We start from the raw sequence: 4,670 nt of genomic DNA, 5'->3' as shown, positions 1-4,670 counted from the left end.
GCCAAAGGTCTTAATGAAGAGGAAAGGCAGGAGGCCGAGCGTACTGCAATGGACAGACATCCGGGCAGGGTAATCCGTTCAGGAGAGACTTTGTATATCCCCGACGTTGATAATGATGCAGATATGGTGTCCGTCGACAGCCCCAGAAGCTTTCGGGTGCTTTCAAGGCTTTATATTCCGGTTAAAAGTATGGACCAGACAGTTGGGGCATTTGGTATCGCCAGCCAGGTGAAAAACCGTTTCTCTAGAGAAGATATTGCATTGCTGACTTTTATTACGCACCTCGCTAGTTCTGTTTATGAGAATATCATGAATAATCGCATTCTGGTCAAAGCCCAGAAAGAAATTACCGATATTTCCAGGCTTGTGGAGGAAAATCCTAACCCTGTGATGAGGATTTCCTGTGAGGGTATTCTTGACTATGCTAACCCGGCCAGTCATGATCTCCTGGAGGAAAGAAACTGTAAGGTAGGTGACCCGATAAAAGGAGATTTGAAAGTTATTTTTGAGGAGTTGATCCGGGAGAACAAGATCCTTGACAGGGAACTGCAGAGCGGTGAAAGATACTTTCTGTTCACTTTCACACCCCAATTGGGTTCCGGCTATATTTCGGTCTATGCCAAGGATATCACGCCAAGAGTGCATATCATGAAAGATCTGCAGAAAATGGCAGACATTGCCCAGGAGGCTTCCCGAGCCAAAGAGCGTTTTCTTGCTAACATGAGCCATGAAATCAGAACTCCCATGAACACCGTTCATGGAATGACTCAGTTGCTTGCTTCCACGAAGCTCGACCAGGAACAAAGAAATTACGTAGAAGGAATACATCTTTCATCGCATAATCTCTTATCTATCATTAACGATATCCTGGATATGTCAAAGATAGATGCCGGAGAACTGCAGCTGCAAAGCATTCCCTTTAATTTAAAAAACCTGATCAAGCCGCTTATTCGCTCACTGGAATATAATGCAGTGGAAAAATCACTGATGCTGACGTATCGCATCGATGATCGCATTGCACCGGTCCTTGTCGGAGACTCCGACCGCCTGAACCAGATCCTGCTTAATCTGATGGGTAATGCCATTAAATTCACTCATTCGGGTTATGTCAAGCTATTCTGCGATCTGGAAAGGGAAGACCCTTTGGTGAATGTTATCCGTTTTTCGATTAAGGATACTGGTACCGGAATATCTGAGGCTAACCTTGATATGATATTCGAACCGTTTAAACAGGAAGACGAAAGCAAAACCCGCCTTTACGGTGGAACCGGGCTTGGACTCTCTATCAGCCGCCAGCTGGTCAAACTGATGGGTGGTGAACTCAAGGTGGCATCGGTGAAAGAAAGCGGAAGCGAGTTCTGGTTTGTTCTTTCATTACCAAAAGGGAATGAACAGGATCTGCTTAACCTGGAAAAGAAAGCGATCGTTAATGACCAAACCCTGAAAGAAGTGAATATTCTTCTCGCGGAAGACAATCGCTTCAACCAGAAAATTGTGGAAATAAATGCTAAAAAGTGGAACGCAAATCTGAAAATAGTGGATAATGGGCTCAAAGCATTCGAAATCCTGAAAGAAAATAAATTCGATGTGGTGATCATGGACAAGCAGATGCCCATCATGGATGGCGTGGAAGCGACTCTTAAAATCAGGAATGAATTGCACCTGGATATACCTATCCTGGCTCTTACAGCCAATGTGGTTAAAGAAGTGATTGACGAATGTTATGCTGCCGGGATGGATGATTATCTTTCAAAACCTTTCGAACAGGAAATCCTGTTTGAGAAAATCTGCCTCCTGCTTGGCAAAGATGTTGAATATTCCGTCCCTGTGATACAAGAGAATCATTTTGAAGATAATTTGAATATTATTCCGGATAAGGATCTGTATAATCTTGATAGTCTTAAAATCATGGGATCCGATCCGGAATTTCTCCGCAGCTCATTGATGATTTTTGTGAGGTTGACCAGCGAAGCTCTGGATGACCTGAACGAGGCTTTTGCGCGAAAAGATTATCCTACGGTTGAACGGAAAGCCCATTTCCTGAAATCCAATATTTACCAGCTTGAAATAGAAAGCCTGAAGCAAACCGTGCTGGATATCATGTTGTATGCCAAAGATGAGAATAAACAGGAAATGCTTCCTCCATTGATTGAAAGACTTAATATCATTTTAAGCAAAGTTGTTGCAAAGATGAAGGAGGATTTTAACCTGTAGCTTCTATTTACGAACGATAAACTGGTGGATTTTTCTCAGGTTTTTCATTATCAGGGCCGGTAATGCCGGTATTCCGTTTTTTCTCATAGCCCGTATATCTTCTTTCGACTTCCGGATAATATTCCGGATGCTTTTATTGCTTTCACCTCCAACCCGCATTTTTACCAGTACTTCGGGGATGTAGGCAGTACTTATCTTTTCTTTCGCCAGGAGACGGAGTATACAATCGTAATCGGCGGCAATGCGGAATCCGGTGTCGAAGCCTCCATAGGTATTGTATATGCTGCGTTTTACATAAAATGTAGGGTGTGGTGGCATCCATCCGTTTCTGATTTTCCTTCGGCTGAACTTTCCTGCCTTCCAGTATCTCAGGATCCTGGAGGTGTCTTCCTTGAAAACATACTCCAGATCGCCATAAATGGAGTCTGTTTCTTTTTCCAGGAAAGTGGAAGCGATCAGGCTGATCACCCCGGGGCCTGCCAGCACATCGTCGGAGTGGATGAAACCTACAACATCTCCCGTAGCCATATTGATGCCCTTGTTCAGGGCGTCATACAGCCCTTTGTCGGGCTCACTTACCGATTTGCTTATTTTTTCCCCATAGCTGCGAACGATCTCCATGGTACGGTCTTTGGAATTTCCGTCCACAATAATGTATTCAATGTTGTTGTAATCCTGTTCCATCACCGATTCAATGGTATCGCGTATGGAAGCTTCGCTGTTGTAAGAAATCGTGATGAGTGAGATCTTCATTGTATTTTCCTTTCCCTGGTTTTAATTGCGGGGTTTCCTCTATATATGTAATAAGGTTCCAAATCATTGCTGGCAACGGAATTCACGGCAAGGACGGAATGGGTGCCGCAGGTGACTCCGGGGCTCACAATGCTGAAGGCTCCGATCCATACCCCATCTTCCAGCGTAATCCTGCCCGTCATCAGATCGAAGGTCTTCTTCCGGTAGTTATGATTGCCGCACAAGAGCATAGCCCCCTGCGAAATGCAGCAATGGCTGCCAATCACCACCTCGTCGAGATTGTCTATCCAGGCTTTTTCTCCTATCCACACGTGGTCTCCAATCTGCAACTTCCAGGGGTACTTGATATTCACCGATGGCTTGATCACCACTCCTTTTCCTACTTTTGCCCCGAACATCCTGAGCAGGAAACACTTGAATGTACTCAAAGTGCTGAGCGGACACTGGAAAAACAAGGCATTGGTGATGAACCACAAAACCCTTTTCAGTATCCCGGCTCCCGGCTTGTAATCGCCCGGTGTGTAAACCGATAAATCAACTTTTTCCATAAAACATGTTTTTACTGGATTCAACCAGTTTGGGATTATTGACAAACTCCCTGGCATGAAGTAAAGCTCCTTCGGAAAGTCCATTGTATGCTTCCTGCTCCAGTTCCAGGCATTTCTGCAGGATGGAAGTAAATTCCCCGGGCTTATCAAGAGGAATATCCCATCCTGCCCGGACTTTCTCCAGGTCACGCCAGGGCGTTTTATCGGATATCACAACCGGACAGCCGCTCATCAGGCTTTCCAGTATGCTGTGTCCGAAATTCTCACCCCGTGAAGGCATAAGAAGGAAATGATAATTAAGCAGGGTTTCAGGAATATGGTCGGAATTTATGCTCCCCTTGCTGTTCACCTGTATGTTTGCGGGTAATGATTCTATTTCCCTGAGGCATTCCCCCCAATAATCGGCATTGTAAAGCTCTCCGTAAAGATCGAGGATGACCTGACCTCCCTTAAGCCCTTGCAATACTTGTATGGCAAAAAGAATGTTCTTCTCCGGGGCTATCCTCGCAATGCTTATAAGTCGCAGCAATCCCGGCTGTTTTTCCCGGGGAGGGATACGTTCAGGAAGTGATTTCCTGGGAAGATTGGGTGCTACGCTGATCCTGGCCGGATCAACATGCACGATACCGGCAATATCACTTGCCTCCCTTTCCATGGTCGCATGAAAACGGGCTCTCTTATACAATCCTGCTACCCTGGCGGCCACAAAAAAGATCTTTTTCAGTCGCTTTTTACTGCTGAATGTTTGTTGCGACAACATGCCCCTGGGGGCTACCACGTGAGCTATCCCTGTCTTCCTGGAAAAATACAGTGGAAGGATGGAAAAGTACCACGAATATATGCCGTTGATGTAAACGAGGTCGTATTTGTTTTTTTCCTGGAAAAAGGAATGTATGGTTTTCCGGCTGAGGTGTTCGCCCGAAATATAGTAAACATGGATCCCGGGGCGGATCTCGTTCCAGGAATTGCTTTGTATTTCCGAATAAGGCTCGTGGCTCATGTAATCCGTATCACGGGTTATAATATAGAAGGTGATCTCCCCGGAAAGATGTTCGGTGAGGTTCAGAAGTGAGCGTACCGGGCCTCCGGCCTTGAAACCGGGCCAGAACCAGTCGATGAATGTTAGTACTTTCAGCATGTTTTGACAGCTTATCT

4 protein-coding genes are annotated in these 4,670 nt (G+C 45.4%); 1 reads left to right on the top strand and 3 read right to left on the bottom strand.

Annotated features, from left to right (window positions below; translation table 11 throughout):
- Nucleotides 1–2,214: response regulator (locus tag KKA81_02295; GenBank protein MBU2649741.1), on the top strand; the 2,214-nt coding region annotated here is incomplete at its 5' end.
- 3 nt (nucleotides 2,215–2,217) lie between these two features.
- Here the strand turns inward: KKA81_02295 and KKA81_02290 are convergent.
- From KKA81_02290 to KKA81_02280, 3 genes are all read right to left on the bottom strand, one after another.
- A complete protein-coding gene (locus KKA81_02290; protein ID MBU2649740.1) occupies nucleotides 2,218–2,967 on the bottom strand; it encodes a glycosyltransferase in 750 nt (249 codons plus the stop codon).
- Complete coding sequence (locus tag KKA81_02285; protein MBU2649739.1) at nucleotides 2,964–3,515, bottom strand: WcaF family extracellular polysaccharide biosynthesis acetyltransferase; 552 nt, start codon at nucleotides 3,513–3,515, stop codon at nucleotides 2,964–2,966. Before KKA81_02285 ends, KKA81_02290 begins: the two co-directional genes overlap by 4 nt.
- A partial coding sequence (locus KKA81_02280; protein MBU2649738.1) for a glycosyltransferase family 4 protein occupies nucleotides 3,502–4,670 on the bottom strand: 1,169 nt, incomplete at its 5' end. The genes KKA81_02285 and KKA81_02280, both read right to left, overlap by 14 nt.

This window comes from Bacteroidota bacterium, assembly GCA_018831055.1.
Lineage (GTDB): Bacteria > Bacteroidota > Bacteroidia > Bacteroidales > B18-G4 > M55B132.
This window is presented reverse-complemented; position numbering and strand designations above follow the sequence as displayed.

Bases quoted from the DNA above. Each gene is read 5' to 3' on its own strand.
- KKA81_02290 (MBU2649740.1), bottom strand. From the start codon at position 2,967: ATGAAGATCTCACTCATCACGATTTCTTACAACAGCGAAGCTTCCATA.
- KKA81_02285 (MBU2649739.1), bottom strand. From the start codon at position 3,515: ATGGAAAAAGTTGATTTATCGGTTTACACACCGGGCGATTACAAGCCG.